The sequence below is a fragment of the Reyranella sp. genome (genome assembly GCF_030651995.1).
Classification (GTDB): Bacteria; Pseudomonadota; Alphaproteobacteria; order Reyranellales; family Reyranellaceae; genus Reyranella.
The window spans coordinates 35,655-51,679 of record NZ_JAUSBN010000059.1; the positions used below are offsets into that span (position 1 = coordinate 35,655).

Annotated in this window: 17 protein-coding genes; 5 read left to right on the top strand and 12 right to left on the bottom strand. The window is 67.7% G+C overall.

Features of this window, described 5'->3' with window-relative positions; all coding sequences use genetic code 11:
• Nucleotides 1–22: 22 nt before the first annotated feature.
• Genes Q7V45_RS18485 through pdxH form a run of 4 tightly spaced genes read right to left on the bottom strand, consistent with a single transcriptional unit; the run spans nt 23 to nt 4,048 of the window.
• Nucleotides 23–1,030 (bottom strand): hypothetical protein, encoded by a 1,008-nt coding sequence (locus tag Q7V45_RS18485; RefSeq protein ID WP_304854680.1) that lies wholly within the window; start codon nt 1,028–1,030, stop codon nt 23–25.
• A 54-nt stretch (nt 1,031–1,084) separates the two neighbouring features.
• Nucleotides 1,085–2,575, bottom strand: coding sequence for a bifunctional aminoglycoside phosphotransferase/ATP-binding protein (locus Q7V45_RS18490; RefSeq protein WP_304854682.1), 1,491 nt, complete (start codon nt 2,573–2,575; stop codon nt 1,085–1,087).
• On the bottom strand, nt 2,572–3,447 hold the full coding sequence (locus tag Q7V45_RS18495; RefSeq protein WP_304854685.1) for a cation diffusion facilitator family transporter: 876 nt from the start codon (nt 3,445–3,447) through the stop codon (nt 2,572–2,574). The genes Q7V45_RS18490 and Q7V45_RS18495 overlap by 4 nt, the downstream gene beginning before the upstream one ends.
• 7 nt (nt 3,448–3,454) lie before the next feature.
• Nucleotides 3,455–4,048, bottom strand: coding sequence for a pyridoxamine 5'-phosphate oxidase (gene pdxH, locus Q7V45_RS18500; RefSeq protein ID WP_304854687.1), 594 nt, complete (start codon nt 4,046–4,048; stop codon nt 3,455–3,457).
• Between the two features lie 77 nt (nt 4,049–4,125).
• On the opposite strand from pdxH, the gene fabI reads away from it, so the two are divergent.
• From fabI to sppA, 4 genes are all read left to right on the top strand, one after another.
• Complete coding sequence (gene fabI, locus Q7V45_RS18505; RefSeq protein ID WP_304854688.1) at nt 4,126–4,962, top strand: enoyl-ACP reductase FabI; 837 nt, start codon at nt 4,126–4,128, stop codon at nt 4,960–4,962.
• Between the two features lie 18 nt (nt 4,963–4,980).
• Nucleotides 4,981–6,051 (top strand): chorismate synthase, encoded by a 1,071-nt coding sequence (gene aroC / locus Q7V45_RS18510; protein WP_304854691.1) that lies wholly within the window; start codon nt 4,981–4,983, stop codon nt 6,049–6,051.
• Between the two features lie 64 nt (nt 6,052–6,115).
• Complete coding sequence (locus Q7V45_RS18515) at nt 6,116–6,601, top strand: hypothetical protein (RefSeq protein ID WP_304854692.1); 486 nt, start codon at nt 6,116–6,118, stop codon at nt 6,599–6,601.
• A 32-nt stretch (nt 6,602–6,633) separates the two neighbouring features.
• On the top strand, nt 6,634–8,391 hold the full coding sequence (gene sppA, locus Q7V45_RS18520; protein WP_304854694.1) for a signal peptide peptidase SppA: 1,758 nt from the start codon (nt 6,634–6,636) through the stop codon (nt 8,389–8,391).
• A gap of 189 nt (nt 8,392–8,580) precedes the next feature.
• Here the strand turns inward: sppA and Q7V45_RS18525 are convergent, their stop codons facing one another.
• From Q7V45_RS18525 to Q7V45_RS18555, 7 genes are all read right to left on the bottom strand, one after another.
• The gene (locus tag Q7V45_RS18525) at nt 8,581–9,690 is read right to left on the bottom strand and encodes a S9 family peptidase (RefSeq protein ID WP_304854696.1); all 1,110 of its coding nucleotides are present in this window, start codon (nt 9,688–9,690) and stop codon (nt 8,581–8,583) included.
• A complete protein-coding gene (locus Q7V45_RS18530; RefSeq protein ID WP_304854697.1) occupies nt 9,687–10,169 on the bottom strand; it encodes a 2'-5' RNA ligase family protein in 483 nt (160 codons plus the stop codon). The genes Q7V45_RS18525 and Q7V45_RS18530 overlap by 4 nt, the downstream gene beginning before the upstream one ends.
• A 1-nt stretch (nt 10,170) precedes the next feature.
• The gene (locus tag Q7V45_RS18535) at nt 10,171–10,926 is read right to left on the bottom strand and encodes a DUF169 domain-containing protein (protein WP_068194881.1); all 756 of its coding nucleotides are present in this window, start codon (nt 10,924–10,926) and stop codon (nt 10,171–10,173) included.
• A gap of 93 nt (nt 10,927–11,019) precedes the next feature.
• A complete protein-coding gene (locus Q7V45_RS18540; RefSeq protein ID WP_304854700.1) occupies nt 11,020–11,757 on the bottom strand; it encodes an SDR family NAD(P)-dependent oxidoreductase in 738 nt (245 codons plus the stop codon).
• Nucleotides 11,750–12,538: an alpha/beta fold hydrolase gene (locus Q7V45_RS18545; protein ID WP_304854702.1), complete on the bottom strand. Its 789-nt coding sequence runs from the start codon at nt 12,536–12,538 to the stop codon at nt 11,750–11,752. Before Q7V45_RS18545 ends, Q7V45_RS18540 begins: the two co-directional genes overlap by 8 nt.
• A gap of 2 nt (nt 12,539–12,540) precedes the next feature.
• A complete protein-coding gene (locus Q7V45_RS18550; RefSeq protein ID WP_304854703.1) occupies nt 12,541–13,836 on the bottom strand; it encodes an O-acetylhomoserine aminocarboxypropyltransferase in 1,296 nt (431 codons plus the stop codon).
• Nucleotides 13,837–13,870: 34 nt separating this feature from the next.
• Entirely contained in the window at nt 13,871–14,059 is a 189-nt protein-coding gene (locus tag Q7V45_RS18555; RefSeq protein WP_304854704.1) for a DUF1192 domain-containing protein, read from the bottom strand.
• Nucleotides 14,060–14,125: 66 nt separating this feature from the next.
• On the opposite strand from Q7V45_RS18555, the gene Q7V45_RS18560 reads away from it, so the two are divergent.
• Nucleotides 14,126–15,118: an NAD(P)H-quinone oxidoreductase gene (locus Q7V45_RS18560; protein WP_304854705.1), complete on the top strand. Its 993-nt coding sequence runs from the start codon at nt 14,126–14,128 to the stop codon at nt 15,116–15,118.
• A gap of 6 nt (nt 15,119–15,124) precedes the next feature.
• Here the strand turns inward: Q7V45_RS18560 and Q7V45_RS18565 are convergent, their stop codons facing one another.
• Nucleotides 15,125–15,757 (bottom strand): DUF1013 domain-containing protein, encoded by a 633-nt coding sequence (locus Q7V45_RS18565; protein ID WP_304854707.1) that lies wholly within the window; start codon nt 15,755–15,757, stop codon nt 15,125–15,127.
• Between the last annotated feature and the right edge of the window lie 268 nt (nt 15,758–16,025).

Consider the following 16,025-nt stretch of genomic DNA (forward strand, 5'->3'; position numbering starts at 1 on the left):
CCGTTGAGGCGTGTCGAACCGATCAGAACGCCGAAACCGCAGTGGCGCGGGCAGCGCTCCCCGTTCCATCGGCTTCCCAGCCCGCGACGACGAGGCGGCCGCTCGCGGGACACATCTCGACCGACAGGCGGGTGCAGGCGTTGAGCACGGGGGCCGTCACCCAGTCGAATTCGTTTGAATCGCGTCCCTCCCAGGCGGCGAGCGCGCCGCGGCGGCGGATGTTGTTCTCGACCGGCGCGCCCTCGCCGCAGGCCCGGGGCCGCCAGTTCGGATGGCGTTCGCGCCAGTCGTTGGCGAGGACCGTGTCGTCGCGATAGGTCCGCGCGCTCGTCTCCTCGCGCTCGATCGCGATCCGCTCGCCCGGCCGCGTGCCGACGAGCAGGAAGAGGACGGGTCGTGCGACCGGCATGGCCTGGAGCAGATGGCGCGCGTCGTTGAAGCTCGTGCAGGTCTCGAAGACGTGGCGCAACAGATGTTCGGGCGGCAGGCGCCCGCTACTGCGAAGGCCATCGAGCGCGTTCAGCGCATAGTCGAGCCACAGCAACATCGGACTGCGCCAACGGCGGCGCATCGGCGCCTGGTTGATCGAGGCGGCGAAACGCCCCGGCGCCACCGCGGTCAGCACGCCGATGAAGCCCGGCCAGGTGACGTTCAGGAACTCGCCGGCCGATCCGCTCTGGCGTCTCACCTCGACGAGGCGGCCGAGACCGGGAAACGGCCAGTCGAGCGTACGGCGGAGACGCGGCCCCTGTGCGGTGTCGTCCGCCAGCGCGGTGCAGCCGAAGAGGTAGGCGCCGTGCAGGAGCCAGATGCCCGGCTTCTTCAGGGTGCGGGCGACGGTGTCGATTTCGGCGGCGTAGCTCGTCCCTGCCCGTTTCATCCAGGCGCGTACGATCGGATCGGCGATGCGAGCCAGCAGTCCGCCCAGCGGGAGCCAGCCGAGACAGGCGTCGCGAACCGCCAGTGCCGCCGCCTCACGCTGCCGCACGTGACCGGCGGCGACGCCATCCCGCGCATCGATAAGCGGCACTTCTCTCATAAATTGAGTGATTACTCACTCATGACGGGCCGGTCAAGAGCGAGTTCAGCGACGCTCCCAGCCGATGCTGCCGAGATCGTAGCCGAACTGGCGCTCGACCACGGACGCCGTGGCGTCGGAAGCGTCGCCCTTCCGGTCCGTCACGCGCTGTTGCGCCACGTCCTTCGGGACGTCGAGCCAGATCCCCTGGAACGGCACGCCCACCGTTCGCGCCAGCGCCTCGGCCGCGGCGCGTTCGTCGGGGCGGGCGAAGACGGCATCGAGCACGACGCTGTGCCCCGCCCGCAGGACCCGCTCGGCGCGCGCCATGGAGGCTGCGTAGGTCCTGGCCGAAGCCTCCGGCGAATAGCTGCCCACCGGCATGCGCTCGTCCAGCGCGACGCCCGCCCGTCGCTTGCGCTCGACATCGGTCCGCACGACGACGGCGCCGGGGGCTCGGCCGATCTCGGGTGCCATCTTGAGCGCCAGCGTGGTCTTGCCGCTGCCCGACAGGCCGCCGATCGCGACCAAGCGCGGCGGCGCGGGCTGCAGGAAGGCCAGCGCCGCCTTCTGGTAGGCACGCGCCGGCGCGTTGTCGGCGCCACTCACCGCCGTGACCGCCGAATCGACATAGGCGCGGATCGCGGCGCGGCGGGCGAGAAACATCGGCAGAAGCGCCAGCGCCTCCTCGTGCGAGGCGCCCTCGACCTCGCCGACCCGCCACAGCCACTCGTTCAGAAGGCGGTTGGCCAGGGCGCCCAGCCCCTGCCGTGCGAGGTCCATCAGCGCAAAGGCGAGATCGTAGAGCATGTCGATGTTGGCGATCTTGTCTGAGAATTCGATGGCGTCGAACGGCACCGGCTGGCCGTTCAAGGTCACGATGTTGCGCAGGTGCAGATCGCCATGACAGCGCCGGATCGCGCCGGCCGCGACGCGGCGCGCCACCAGATCGGCGAACGGCTCAAGCGAGCGCGGCATCGCCTCGGCCAGCGCCTCGCTGGTCGGCGGATCGAGGCGGTCCCCCGCCTCGCGCATCTGGCGGACATCGGCCGCTACCGAATGGCGGTAATCGTCAGGCGAACAGAAGCCCGAGGCGATGGCGGGCAGCCCGTCATGGAACTGCGCCACGCGCGCGCCGAGGGCGGCCATGAGACTCGGCGTCAGCGCGCCGCGCGCTGCCATGCGGTCCAGCAGCCCCTCTTCGTCGAAGCGCCGCATCACGACCAGCCAATCCACCGCGTGTTCGGACGTCTCGCCAACCTCGCCCAGCGCCAGCCTTCCGTCGCGCCTGAGGACGGGCGCGACACCCAGATAGATCTCGGGCGCCGATCGCCGGTTCACATCGATCTCGGCGGCGCACATCGCCGCGCGCCGGCCCTCGGTTGAAAAGTCCATATACGGGAACTTCACGGCCCGCTTCAGCTTGTAGGCGCGCTCGCGGCACAGGAAGACGACGGCGCCGTGCGTGTCGATCCGGCGCTCCGGCGTCAGCTCGGCCTCGAGGAAGGCGATCGTCTCGGACTGATCTTCGACGATGAAGGAAGGCCGCGCGCTCATGGGGCGGGCGCCGGGTCGACGTGCAGGATGATCTCCGCGCCGGGAAAGGCTTTGGCGATCTCGGCCTGGACTTCGAGGCCGATCGCGTGGCCCAGAACGACCGAGAGGTCGCGTTCGACCTCGATATGGAGCTGGATGAACCTGGTGAGCCCGCTCGACCGAGTCTTCAGATCGTGAACGTCCTTCACACCGGGATGCGCCCGTGCGATCGCCTCGATCTTCCTGCCGTCCTCGGCCGGCAACTCGTGGTCCATCAGAACGTCCAGCGACTCCCGACCCACCTTCCAGCCACCATGCATCAGGTAGAGCGCCACCAGGCCTGCAACGCCGCTGTCGATCAGCGGCTGGTCCAGCAGGCCCGACAGGAAGACACCGGCGCCGGTGACCAGCGTCGCCACCAGATCGGTGCTGTAGTGCGCCATGTCGGCATTGATGGCGAGCGACCCGCTGCGCCGCACGACGTACTTCTGGAACGCGATCAGGCACAGCGTCAATCCGACCGCCAGCACGCTGACGATCAGGCCGATCTCCTCTTCGCGGACCTGCTTGGGATTGCCCAGCCGCTCGACGATCGCGACCATGAGCGCGCACCCCGAGGCGGCGATGAAACCGGCCTGGATGAGGCCCGCCAGCCCCTCGGCCTTGCCATGACCGAAGCGATGGTTGTCATCGGCCGGCACGAGGGCCTGGCGTACCGCGAAGAAGGTCACCATCGAGCTGACGAGATCGAGCGACGTGTCGACCAGCGAGGACAGCATGCTCACCGAATCGGTGAGCCGCCACGCCGCGAACTTGGCGACGATCAGGATGAGCGCCGTCGACATCGAAGCGACGGTCGCCAGCCGCATCAGCCGTTGGGGCTCCATCGCCATCACGCCCTCAGGGATAAAGCGTTCTCGTGGTCCAGGGTTCGCTGGGCGCGCTGCGTCGATACTCCAGCCGATCGTGCAGGCGGAAGGCGCCGTCCTGCCAGAATTCGATCAGATTCGGCTGCAGACGGAAGCCCGACCAGTGCGGCGGCCGCGGCACCGTCCCGATCACGTGCTTGGCGGCATATTCCGCCACCCGCTTCTCCAGCGCGAACCGGCTCTCGAGCGGCCGAGACTGCTCCGAGGCCCAGGCGCCGACCTGGCTCCCCCGCGCCCGGCTCGCGAAATAGGCGTCGGCCTCGGCAGCGGTCGTCTGGGTGACAGGCCCCTCGAGGCGAACCTGGCGGCGCAGCGACTTCCAGTGGAAAAGCAGGGCCGCCTTCGGGTGGGCCAGAAGCTGGTTGCCCTTCCGGCTTTCATAGTTTGTGTAAAACACGAACCCCTCGGCGTCATAGTCCTTCAACAGAACCATGCGTACGGCGGGCGTGCCGTCCGGACCGACCGTGGCGAGGGCCATGGCCGAGGGGTCGTTGGGCTCGGAAGTGGCGGCTTCGCCGTACCAGGCGGCAAAAAGCTCCAGCGGGTCGGTAGTTTCCCTGATCATCACCACAATATGAGGGGGGCCGGCGCGTTCCACCACCGGCATCTTGTCCCAATACCGTTCCCCAGCTAGAACGAGGCATGATCGCAGCTGCACAACTGATGGCCGGTAAAAAAGGCCTCGTAATGGGCGTCGCCAACGAACGCTCGATCGCTTGGGGGATCGCCAAGGCCTGCCACGACCAGGGGGCCGAGGTGGCCTTCACTTTCCAGGGCGAAGCCCTGGAAAAGCGTGTGCGGCCGCTGGCCAACTCGATCGGCGCCAAGATCATAGAGCCGTGCGACGTCACCAACCCCGCCAGCATCGACGCGGTCTTCGCCAAGCTGGAGAAGGAATGGGGCAAGCTGGACTTCGTGGTCCACGCCATCGCCTTCTCCAACAAGGACGAACTGCGTGGCCGCTACCTCGACACCTCGGCCGACAATTTCACCCTCACGATGAACGTGAGCGTCTACTCCTTCACCGCCGTGGCGCAGCGCGCCGTGCCGCTGATGAAGGATGGCGGCAGCCTGCTCACCCTCACCTACTACGGCGCCGAGCGGGTGATCCCGCACTACAACGTCATGGGCGTCGCCAAGGCCGCGCTCGAGGCCAGCGTTCGCTACCTGGCGGCGGACCTGGGCGAGCAGAAGATTCGCGTCAACGCCATTTCGGCCGGCCCGATCAAGACGCTGGCCTTCGCCGGCATCAACGACGGCCGCTATATACTGAAGTGGAACGAGCTCAATTCGCCGCTGAAGCGCAACGTCACGACGGAAGAGGTCGGCAATGCCGGCCTCTATCTCCTGTCCGATCTCGGCACCGGCGTGACCGGTGAAGTGATGCACGTCGATGCCGGCTACCACGTCGTCGGCATGATCAATACCTCGTCCGCGAAGCAGATCGCCGAATTGCTCGGCAACTTCGAAGGCGAGTAGAGCGGAGGCCGGCAGGCCATGGCCGGCAGCAGTTTCGGTACCCTCTTCCGGTTCACCAGCTGGGGCGAAAGCCACGGGCCTGCGATCGGCTGCGTGGTCGACGGGGCTCCGCCGCGCATCCCCCTCACCGAAGCCGATATCCAGGTGTGGATGGACAAGCGCCGTCCCGGCCAGTCGCGCTTCGTCACCCAGCGGCAGGAGCCGGACACGGTGAAAATCCTGTCCGGCGTGTTCGAGGGTGTCACGACCGGCACGCCGATCGGGCTGCACATCGACAATGTCGACCAGCGCAGCCGCGACTACGGTGAGATCAAAGACCAGTTCCGGCCGAGCCACGCCGACTACACCTATCAAATGAAATACGGCGTGCGCGACTATCGCGGCGGCGGCCGCCAGTCGGCGCGCGAGACCGCGGTGCGTGTCGCCGCCGGGGCGATCGCGCGCAAGATCCTGGGTGATGGCGTCACCATCCGCGGCGCCGTGGTCCAGATCGGCACGCAGAAGATCGACCGCGCCAACTGGGACTGGGACGCCACCGGCGACAATCCCTTCTGGTGCCCCGACCGTCAGGCGGCGCAGAACTGGGAAGGCTATCTCGACGACGTGCGCAAGCGCGGCAGTTCGTGCGGCGCAGTGATCGAGGTCGTGGCTTCGGGCGTGCCCGTAGGCCTGGGCGACCCGGTCTACGACAAGCTCGATGCCGACCTCGCCAAGGCTCTCATGAGCATCAACGCCGTGAAGGGCGTGGAGATCGGCGACGGTTTCGCCTCGGCCGCGATGAGCGGAGAGGAGAATGCCGACGAGATGCGCATGCTCGACGGCCGGCCCGGCTTCCTCAGCAACCATGCCGGCGGCATCCTGGGCGGCATCTCGACCGGCCAGGACATCGTCTGCCGCCTCGCGGTCAAGCCGACCAGCTCGATCCTGACGCCGGTCCGCAGTGTCGACCGCAACGGCCGCGAGATCGAACTGCGCACCAAGGGCCGCCACGATCCCTGCGTCGGCATCCGCGGGACCCCGGTCGCCGAGGCCATGATGGCCTGCGTCCTGGCGGACCATCTGCTGCGCCACCGCGCGCAGTGTGGCTAGCGCGGCGTCGGTGGCCGCCCGGCAAGCCCTGCAGGTGCGCTACGGCACCCTCCACAATCTCGCGATGGCGGCCGTCGCGCTGCTGATGATCGGCTCGGCCATCGCGCATTTCGCATCGGGCAATTCGGACAACGCGCCCACCCTGTCGCTGCAAGACCCGCGCTTCGTGATGTTCTCGCTTCTGGCGATGATCATGGCCTACTACATCTTTGTCGGCGTCAGTCGCTATCTGGATCGCACGCCGCAGGTCGTGATCGACCACGAGGGCATAGCGCTGGGTTTCGGTCGCAACGCCCGTATCTCATGGGACGACATCGAGTGGGTGCGGCTGCGCCGCCTCGGGATGCGCGCCCAACTGCAGATCGGCGTCGAACCGCATGCCTTCCTCGCAGCGGACCTGCGCCTTTCCCAGTTCAATGTCGATGACAGCCTGCGCCCGATCCGCGGCGTACCCGGGGCCGTCGTGGTTCGCGACAACGGGCTCGACTCAAATGCCATGGCAATGCTTGACGCCGTGAAGGCGTTCCGGCCGAATCTCGTCCGCTCCTAGTCAGCATTCAGTCATCAGAGGGAAACTCTCGCATGCGGCGTTTCATCGTCGGCTTTCTTGCGACCATCGGCACCCTCGTCCTGCTCGCGGTCGTCGCCGGCGTGGCCTACTTCGCCTCGGGGCCTTTCTCGCCCAAGCCGCTGCCGCAGCAGATGGTATTGTCGCTGGACCTGCGTTCACTGCCACCGGAAACGACGTCGACCGGTCTGCTGAGCGGCGGTCTGTTCGGCAGTTCGCGCGACATCGTCGAGACCGTGCAGCTCCTGTGGCAGGCGGCCGACGACCCGCGCGTCGTCGGCCTGTATGTCGAGATCGGCGACGAGAATGGCGGCATGGCCCGCGTCCAGGAGCTGCGCCAGGCGATCGCCCACTTCCGCGGCAAGGGCAAGTTCGCGGTGGGATTCGCGGAGTCCCTCGGCAGCGGCGGCGACCATGTGGCCGATTACTATCTGGCCGCCGCGCTGGAGCAGATCTGGCTGCAGCCGAGCGGCGGCTTCGGCGTCACCGGCATCGCCGTCGAGACACCGTTCATCAAGGGAGGCCTCGACAAGCTCGGCGTCAAGGTCGAAGGCGGCCGGCGCTACGAGTACAAGAGTGCTCCCGACACATTCCTCGAAACCAGCTACACGCGTCCCGCCCGCGAGAACCTGCAGCAGTTGATCGACAGCCTGTTCGGTCAGTTCGTGAGCGACGTGGCGCGCGACCGCAAGATCGAACCCTCGCAGCTTCGCCGCCTGATCGACACGGCGCCGCACGAGTCCGAGCAGGCCCGGCGGGATGGCCTCGTCGACAAGATCGGCTATCGCGCGGACGCGCTCGAGGACGTCTACCAGCGCGCCAACGGCAAGCGCGATCTGGTGACCCTGGCGGAATATGCCGGGGACGAGACGCGTCCCGAGCAGCACGGCGAGGTCATCGCCCTCGTGCGGGTGAGCGGCGCCATCACGTCGGGCAGTGGCAAAGGCGGTCCTCTGGAGGCCGACGCGATGGCCAACGCCGAGGACGTGGTCGAGGCGCTGGAGAACGCCGCGCAGGCCAAGGACGTGCGCGCCATCGTCCTGCGCATCGACTCGCCCGGGGGCACCTACCCCGCCGCCGACGCCATTGCCGACGCGGTCGGCCGGGCGCGCGCCGCCGGCAAGCCCGTCATCGTCTCGATGGGTGACGTGGCGGCCTCCGGTGGCTATCTGGCCGCCGTGCGCGGTGACGTGATCGTCGCCCAGCCGACGACCATCACCGCCTCGATCGGCGTCTTCAGCATCTGGCCCATGGCCCAGGAGCTGCTGACCTCGCTCGGCGTCAACGTCGAGCGCGTCTCGGTCGGCCGAAACGCCGGCATGCACTCGACCTTCCAGCCGCCGACGCCGGCCCAGCGCGCCGCGGTCAACCGGGAACTCGACGTCATCTACGCGGCCTTCACGACCGAGGTCGCCGAATCCCGCAACCTCGACGCCAACCGCATCGACGCCGCCGCCCGCGGCCGTGTCTTCAGCGGCACCGACGCGAAGCAGGCCGGCCTGGTGGACGAACTGGGCGGCCTGCAGCTCGCCCTCAACATCGCCAAGGCGAAGGCGGGCATCGGCGAGGGCCGCAAGGTCGAGATCCGCCGCTATCCCGACGAGGGCGACCGCTGGCAGAGGATGATCGACCAGCTGTTCAAGCTGTCGGGCGTTGCTTCGGCGCCCGGGGTGGGCATGCCCCGAGAGGTCCGCGAAGCACTGGCGAAGTTCGGCATTGCGGCGCGCCCCGGCAACGTCCGCCTGCCGCCCCTGCCGCCGCTCTGGCGCTGATCGAATCGGAACCTCACGTTCAATTCAAATCCGTCGTCTCGACCGAAGCCTCGCGCAGCGAGGCGAAGCGGAGAGACCTTCTCTCTGCGAATAGCCGGCTTTTGGTGGAAAAAGGTCTCTCCGCTTCGCGCCTGCGGCGCTCCAGTCGAGACGACGGGTTCTTTGTCGTCGACCATTGTTTTCCATGCCCTATCGCCGTTCCTCCAGGAGCGCGACGATCGCCTGCCACATCTTCCAGGCATTGGCTGCGTTCACCGCCGTGAATTCGACATGGCCGATATCGTCGATCAGGAACAGCGACACACGTGCCTTCGACGCCGCCACGGCGAGGTCCTGGCTCTCGCTGTAGGGCACCATGGGATCGGTGCGGCCATGCACCAGGATGAGACGGCCGCGCAACTTCGACAGATCATGGAAGGCGAGATTGAGACCGTCGATCTCGCGACGCACGCTTTCGGGGAGTGCCTCGATCAGGCGATTGACGGCATCGGGATCGCGATTGTCGACCAGGGCCAGCACCGCGCGCCCCTGCGGTCCCAGCATCGCGGCCTCTCGCGCTATGTCGGCGTCGCGGTCGCGGAAGCGGTGTAGCGCGATCTGTTCCAGCAGGCGGGCGTCCGCCGGATCGTCGAGCCGGCCGGCATTGGCGCGCAGGATGGCCCAGCGGCCGTAGGCGTTCGGCTCGACCCGGAACTCCCGGCTGTCGCCTCTCGGCCGGAAGGCGCCCGTGGTGACGAAGCGGATGGTCGTGTAGGCGTCGCGGTAGCCGCCGATGGCGACGACAAAGGCGATACGCGGAGCAAGATCATCCTCGATCGCGGCAATGATGGCGGGCGCGGCGGCGTACGAAATGGCAGCGACGCCCAGCGGCAGATCGGGCAGGCGCCTGTTCAGCTGGCGCAGGGCATCGGCCACCCGGTCGCCGTCGGCGCGGGACAGGACGAGCTGGCGCACTTCCGGCAGCTCCGGCACCAGCACGGCAAAGCCCACCCGTGCGAGGCTGCGGGCAAAGGCCTGCAGCCGCGGCTCGTCACGTCCCAGCGCAGCGGCACCCGGCACGAGGACCATCGCGGCGCGTGCCTGACTGGCCGGCAGATAGAGATCGCCCTCCCCGCCGTCCCAGCGCATCGGCTGTTCGCCGGGCGGCGCGGTCACGTCCTGCAACCAGGTCGGCGCACCCCCCGCCGCGATGTCCCACATCACCAGCGTGGCTTCCGCCCAGACCATCGGGCGTCCGAAGAAGAGCAGCAGCACCAGGCCGGCCAGGAGCGCGAGCAGGATCCGGCGAAGGATCTTCATGCGCCGAGGCGCACGCTCGCCAACGTCTCGAGCGTGTCGCCCGTTCGCCGCAGGAGCGACAGCTCCTCGATCCGTCCGGTCATGGGCAGGTTCTGCCGCCCGACGATGCGCGCCACCTGCTCCGCCTCGGCAGCGCTCCCGAACCGCCCGAGCGTGATATGCGGCTCGAACGGCGGGTTGCCGGGATCTGGATTCAGGACGTCGTAAAGCGCCGACAGCTCGGCCGCACCGTCCGACGGTTCGGCATAGAGGTACAGGTCGGATCGAACGATGCGGTCGATCTGGAACCAGAAGGGTCGCCGTGTGACGCTCTCGAACGCCGCCCGCAATTCGGCTTCGCGATCGTCCGCGGCGCCGAACACGAGGGTGAAGTGCGGGCCGATCAGCGCGGCCTCGCCCGAGTGATACTGCGCCCGCAACCGGCGCAGCGCCGTGTCGTCGGCCTCGCCGAGCACCGGCCAGGCCACGACGTAGAGCATCTCAGCTGTAGCTCTTGGCCATGCCCAGGGCCGGATCCATCACCGCGCCATAGGGCGGGAACGGATAGCGCAAGCCGTTCTTGCCGAGATGCCCCATGCCCTCGACCGCGCGCAGCAGCTCGTCCGGCGGGCAGGCCATCAGCAGCTCGTCGTCGGCCACGCCGCCATAGCGCCGCTCGGCGAAGCAGGGCAGCGACAGCGAGGTCTGGCGCGTGGCCAGCGCCCGGCCCCACGAATCGGCGCAAGCGCTCTCGCCCGTCACCGTGAAGTCGTAGCGGCGGTAGCGGTGATACTGCAGCCCGTTGATGAAATAGATCATCTGGCCGGGCGTGCCGTAGAACAGGCAGATATCCGGCGGATCGAGACGCGCCGAGCGCAGCGGCGACACGACGAGGCCGTTGTACTTGCCATCCGGCACCCGGGGCATCTGCGCCTGGTGGGCGGCCGAAGCTTCCTTGTTGCCGAACCACACGCCGTTCATGTGGTCGCCCGAGAGGAAGCCCTCGCCGGGATGGTTGAGGCCGACGACGCCGCCGCAATTGCCGCCGCGCGTATTGTCGACGGTGATGCCCAGGGTGAAGCCGTACCAGCGCGACTGCGTCACCATCTGGCACATGGTGAACTTGAAGCCCTCGGTCGGCTTGCGCACGCCCTTGATCTTGTCCATCTCGGCCGGGTCCTCGAACAGACGCATGCCGATCGGCTGGGTGCGGATGCGCAGCAGCTCGATCAGCTTGTTGCTGGCTTCGGCCAGCATGGCGGCGGTGATGGTTTCCGGCGGCGTCCATGGGGCGGTCTTGTAGCCCGGCGGCAGCGTCTGGACGTTCATTGTTGTTTCCTCCGTGTCTGGCTAGGTGAGGTTCAACCCACCGTCGGCGATGACGATCTCTCCGGTAACGTAGTCGTTGGCGCAGAGGGCGGCCACCAGATCGGCGATGTCCTCCGGTTTCGCAGGTCGCTTCATCGGCGACCTGGTCTTCCAGGTTTCCAGCATGTCGGGCCAGTTCGCCGTCATCGGCGTCTCGACCAGGCCCGGCGCCACGGCGTTGACGCGGATGTCCGGCCCCAGCGACAGCGCCAGCAGCTTGGTCACATGATGCAGCGCCGCCTTCGACGCGGCATAGGGGATCGACGAGCCCTTGGGCCGCGAACCGGCATGCGTGCCGATGTTGACGATGCTGGCCGCTCGACCGGTCGACGCGGACTGCCGCAATGCAGGCTCGGCTTCAGCGGTGATCACGAAGGGCGCAATCAGGTTGACGTCGAGCATCTGTCGCCACAGAGCCGGCGTCGCGGCCTTGAGGTCCGTGTGCGGGATCCGGATCGAGAGGCCGGCATTGTTGACCAGTACGTCGAGCCGGCCATGCGCCTCCAGTACCGACGCGACGAGGCCGCGCGCGGCCGTCTCATCGCCGAGATCGGCCTGGTGGTAGCTCGCACGCGGCAACTCGCCGGCCATCGCCCTTCCGACCTCGGCGGAGCTGCGCGAATGAAGCGCCACGGTGTAGCCATCGTGCGCCAGACGGCGCGCAATGGCAGCGCCGATGCCGGAGGTCGAACCGGTGACGAGGGCGACGCGCTCAGACACGGGCCTTCAACGCTTCCAGCGTCTCGTCGGGCCGCTCCACCATCATGAAGTGCCCGCAATTGGGAATGGTCACGGCCGTCGACCCGGCGATGGCGGCGACCAGCGACCTGGCCTTGGCAGCGGGCGTCATGAGATCGCCGTCGCCCAGCACGAACACGGTCGGGCACTTCACGGCGGCCGCCCGGGCCGGCGCGTCCTTGTAGGCGTTGCAGGCCGCGAGATCGGTGTGGATCACGTCCGGTCTGTTGCCCGCCAGCACGGCAAGCGACTCACGCCGCAGCCACAGGCCGGGCGAGACCATGCCGCCCTTGTGCAGCGCAGTGCCCATGCCCCAGAAGGTCATGAGGTCCTGCACCTTCGTCGTGTTGGCCTTAGCCGAGTCCAGCATCTCGGGATGCACCGGCATCTCCGAGGCGATGCCGCACAGGCCGAGCGCCCGCACCTTGTCGGCATGGCGTGCCGCGCAGTCGAGGGCGACCAGCGCGCCCATCGAGTGGCCGACGAGAGCCGCCTCTTTCAGCCCCGCCGCCTCGATCACGCGCGCCGTCCAGTCGGCCATCGCCGGAATGCTGTCGAGTGCCGGGCCATCGGACCAGCCATGCGCCGGGAAGTCGACCGCCAGGACGGCGCGGCCATGATGGGCAAACCAGCGCGTCTGCAGGCGCCAGGCGGTGCGGTCGAAACCGGCGCCGTGGAGGAAGACGATCGCGGGCCTGGTGGTATCGAATTCGGTGCCGCCGGTCGTCGCGAAGACAGTCCGGCCATCGACGGTGAGCTTCATGGTCAGCCCTTCTGCGAGGCGCGCAGCGCCGGTCCGAGATCGTCGATCAGGTCCTCGGCATCCTCGAGGCCAACCGAGAGACGGATCATGCCCTCGCCGATGCCTGCCTGCGCGAGCGCCGCCGCGTCGAGCTGGGCGTGCGTCGTCGAGGCGGGGTGAATCACCAGCGACTTGGCATCGCCCACGTTGGCCAGATGCGAGAAGAGCTTCAGCCGTTCGATGAATCGCCGGCCGGCCTCACGTCCGCCCTTGATGTCGAAGCTGAAGATCGAGCCCGTGCCCTTTGGCAGCAGCTTTTGCGACAGCGCGTGGTCGGGATGGTCGGGCATGTCGGGCGAGGCGATGCGCTCGACCGCAGGATTGGCCTTCAGGAACGCCATCACCGTGCGGGCATTCTCCCCGTGACGCGCAACCCTCAGCGGCAGCGTCTCGAGGCCCTGGATCAGATAGAAGGCGTTCTGCGGCGACAGGCAGCAGCCGAAGTCGCGCACGCCCTCGCTGCGGGCGCGCATGACGAAGGCATGCGGGCCGAATTCCTCGGCGAAGTCGATGCCGTGATAACCCGCATAGGGTTCGGTGAGCGTGGGGAATTTGCCCGAGCCTTCCCAGTCGAAGCGGCCGGAATCGACGATGACCCCGCCGATCGCCACGCCGTGGCCGCCGATGAACTTGGTCGCCGAATGGAAGACGATGTCCGCGCCCAGGGTCAGCGGCTTGCACAGGATAGGCGAGGCGAAGGTATTGTCGATCATCAGCGGGATCTTCGCCTCGTGGGCGATCGCAGCGATGGCCGGGATGTCGAGCACCTCGCCGCCCGGATTGCCGATCGTCTCGCCCAGAACCAGCCGCGTCTCGGGCCGGATGGCCTTGCGGAAACCCTCATGGTCGCGCGGATGGACGAAGGTAGTCTCGATGCCGAAGCGCGGCATCGTCAACGCCAGCATGTTGCGCGTGCCGCCATAGAGCGAAGTCGAGGCGACGATGTGACTGCCCGCGCCCATGAGCGTCGCGATGGCGATGTGCAGCGCGGCCTGGCCGCTCGACACGGCGAGCGCGCCCGAGCCCTCTTCCAGTGCCGCGACCCGCTCCTCGAACACCGAAACGGTCGGGTTGGAGATGCGGCTGTAGATGTGGCCCCCGACTTCCAGGTTGAACAGGCTGGCCGCGTGGTCAACGTCGCGAAACACGAACGACGTCGTCTGGTAGATCGGCACGGCGCGCGCGCCGGTCGCGGGATCCGGATGCTGGCCGGCATGCAGCGCCAGCGTATCGGGCCTCAGGAACTTGGCTTCGACCACGTCGTCTCCCTCTCAGCGGGCGATATTGCCGCCACTATTTCTTGAACAGCGAGGCCGCTGTCGCGGCATGGTTCTGCTTCGCCTTGATCTTCGCTTCGACACGCTCGAGCTCGGCCTTGAGCGCGACGACGTATTCCTTCAGGTCCTCGACGTTCATGACGTCGAGATTCTTCGGTTGTGTCTTCTTCTGTCGGGGGTCGAGATCGTCGAGATCGAAGGCCATGGCGCGTCTCCACGGAAGCGGCTAAGGCAGGACTAGCACCGCTCCACCCGCTTCGAAAGGCCGACCATGAGTGCCCTGCCCGCCATGATGACCTGCATCGAAATCACCAAGTATGGCGGCCCGGAAGTCCTGGTACCTGCGACGCGGCCGGTGCCCCGGCCAAAGGCCGGCGAAATCCTGATCAAGGTCGCGGCCACGGCGGTAAATCGGCCCGACATCGCCCAGCGCATGGGCAACTACGCGCCTCCGCCGGGCGCCTCCGACCTGCCGGGCCTCGAAGCCGCCGGCACCGTCGCCGAGTTGGGCGACGGGGTCAGCGGCTGGACCGTCGGCGACGAGATCTGCGCGCTGACACCGGGCGGCTCCTATGCCGAATACTGTACCGTGCCCGCACCGCAGTGCCTGCCGCCGCCGAAGGGCTTCGACCTGCTGCACGCCGCGGCGCTGCCCGAGAACTACTTCACCGTCTGGCACAACCTCTTCGAGCGCGGCCAGCTCAAGGCCGGCGAGACCGTGCTGATCCATGGCGGCGCGAGCGGAATCGGCACGACCGCGATCCAGCTCGCCAAGTCGTTTGGTGCAACGGTGCTCACCACCGTGCGAACTCAGGAGAAGGCCGATGCGGTGAAGGCGCTCGGGGCCGACCACGCCATCCTCTACAAGGACAACGACTGGGCGGCCGAGGTCAAGAAGCTGTCGGGCGGCGTCGATGTCGTGCTCGACATGGTGGCCGGAGAGTACCTGCCGAAGAACCTTTCGCTCCTGAAGCTCGACGGACGCTGCGTCGTGATCGCCGTGCAGGGCGGCGCGACGGCGACGATCAGCGCCGGCTTCCTGATGGTCAATCGCCTCACCCTCACCGGCTCGACGCTGCGTCCGCAAAGCATCGAGAGCAAGGGCCGCATGGCCTGCGGCCTGAAGGAGAAGGTCTGGCCCCTGCTCGATGCCGGCAGGATCAAGCCGATCATCTTCAAGACCTTCCCGCTCAAGAATGCCGCCGGCGCGCATGCCGAACTGGAGCGCGCCGACCATGTCGGCAAGGTGATGATGACCGTCTAGGTCGATCTACTGCTCGCCGACGTCGGGCTGGTCGGCTTCGGCCGGATCGACGTCGGCGGCTTCCTCCACCATCCCTGCCTTCGCCACTTCCTTCTTGCGCGAGGCATCCTCGCGGGCGGCCTTGCGGCGCGCACGGTCGACGGCGTCGTTCAGGTCCTTCAGCGAGCAGAGGCCGAGCGTCACCGGATCGCGCGGACGCACGTTCTGCATGTTCCAATGCGAACGATCCTTGACCGACTGCACCGTGCTCTTGGTCGAGCCCACCAGCTTGGCGACCTGGCTGTCCTGCAGCTCGGGGTGCGTCTTCAGCAACCAGGCGATGGCGTCGGGACGATCCTGGCGCTTGGCGACCGGCGTGTAGCGCGGGCCCTTGGAACGGGCCTGCGGCATCGGCACGTCACGCGGGCTCAGCTTCAACCGCGCGTTGGCGTCGGCCTCGACGCGCTTGATCTCTTCCTTGGTCAGCTGGCCGTTGGTGGTCGGGTCGTATCCCGTCATGCCACCTGCGACTTCGCCGTCGGCGATCGCCTGGATCTCGAGCGGATGCAGGCCGGTGAAAGCCGAGATCTGATCGAACGTCAGGGTCGTGTTCTCGACCAGCCAGACGGCGGTCGCCTTGGGCATCAACACTTGCGACATGAATTCACTCTCCTGCGCCCGGATATAGAGGCCGGCCCCGGCGTCGCCAACCTGAAAAGCACGTAACTGAAAATGGAAACGGCCGGGGTTGCCCCCGGCCGTTCCTGAAGTCAGTGCTTCGGATCGTCTTACTGGATGACGATTTCGACGCGGCGGTTCTGCGGCTCGCGGACGTTCGGGCCGGTCTGCACCAGCAGACCCTGCTCGCCACGGCCCACCACCGCGATCGCGGTCGCCGGCACGCCTTCGCGCACCAGAGCGTCCTTGA

Coding starts and splice junctions, on each gene's coding strand:
- Q7V45_RS18490 (WP_304854682.1), bottom strand. CDS start 2,575: ATGAGCGCGCGGCCTTCCTTCATCGTCGAAGATCAGTCCGAGACGATC.
- Q7V45_RS18495 (WP_304854685.1), bottom strand. CDS start 3,447: ATGGCGATGGAGCCCCAACGGCTGATGCGGCTGGCGACCGTCGCTTCG.
- pdxH (WP_304854687.1), bottom strand. CDS start 4,048: ATGATCAGGGAAACTACCGACCCGCTGGAGCTTTTTGCCGCCTGGTAC.
- fabI (WP_304854688.1), top strand. CDS start 4,126: ATGATCGCAGCTGCACAACTGATGGCCGGTAAAAAAGGCCTCGTAATG.
- aroC (WP_304854691.1), top strand. CDS start 4,981: ATGGCCGGCAGCAGTTTCGGTACCCTCTTCCGGTTCACCAGCTGGGGC.
- Q7V45_RS18515 (WP_304854692.1), top strand. CDS start 6,116: ATGGCGGCCGTCGCGCTGCTGATGATCGGCTCGGCCATCGCGCATTTC.
- sppA (WP_304854694.1), top strand. CDS start 6,634: ATGCGGCGTTTCATCGTCGGCTTTCTTGCGACCATCGGCACCCTCGTC.
- Q7V45_RS18525 (WP_304854696.1), bottom strand. CDS start 9,690: ATGAAGATCCTTCGCCGGATCCTGCTCGCGCTCCTGGCCGGCCTGGTG.
- Q7V45_RS18530 (WP_304854697.1), bottom strand. CDS start 10,169: ATGCTCTACGTCGTGGCCTGGCCGGTGCTCGGCGAGGCCGACGACACG.
- Q7V45_RS18535 (WP_068194881.1), bottom strand. CDS start 10,926: ATGCTGGCCGAAGCCAGCAACAAGCTGATCGAGCTGCTGCGCATCCGC.
- Q7V45_RS18545 (WP_304854702.1), bottom strand. CDS start 12,538: ATGAAGCTCACCGTCGATGGCCGGACTGTCTTCGCGACGACCGGCGGC.
- Q7V45_RS18555 (WP_304854704.1), bottom strand. CDS start 14,059: ATGGCCTTCGATCTCGACGATCTCGACCCCCGACAGAAGAAGACACAA.
- Q7V45_RS18560 (WP_304854705.1), top strand. CDS start 14,126: ATGAGTGCCCTGCCCGCCATGATGACCTGCATCGAAATCACCAAGTAT.
- Q7V45_RS18565 (WP_304854707.1), bottom strand. CDS start 15,757: ATGTCGCAAGTGTTGATGCCCAAGGCGACCGCCGTCTGGCTGGTCGAG.